We start from the raw sequence: 357 nt of genomic DNA on the forward strand, positions 1-357 counted from the left end.
CAAATCAGACTCATCACCAGGAACACGCGGAGTTGTGGGCTCGGTTGGCTTCGTCGGCTCCGTAGGCTCCGTAGGCTCCGTCGGCTCGGTCGGTTCCGTAGGCTTGGTCGGCTCAGTCGGTTCCGTCGGCTCAGTCGGTTCCGTCGGCTCGGTCGGTTCCGTCGGCTCAGTCGGCTCAGTCGGCTCAGTCGGCTCCGTCGGCTCAGTCGGCTCGGTCGGCTCGGTCGGTTCCGTCGGCTCAGTCGAAGTCGTAGTCTCCTCGTCCTTCGGAACAGTCTGGTCCTTATCGTTGATGTCCTTGTGCTCAGCAATGTCATTCGGATTCTCCGAATCAGCATCCGGAGTCTCCTCGCCATC

At 61.9% G+C, this 357-nt stretch carries 1 protein-coding gene; it reads right to left on the reverse strand.

What is annotated here, in order from left to right:
* The coding region (locus QP363_RS12760; RefSeq protein ID WP_284764759.1) for a hypothetical protein at positions 1-357 on the reverse strand (357 nt) is incomplete at both ends.

The sequence above is a fragment of the Corynebacterium sp. UMB6689 genome, from assembly GCF_030215295.1.
In the GTDB taxonomy this organism is placed as follows: domain Bacteria; phylum Actinomycetota; class Actinomycetes; order Mycobacteriales; family Mycobacteriaceae; genus Corynebacterium; species Corynebacterium aurimucosum.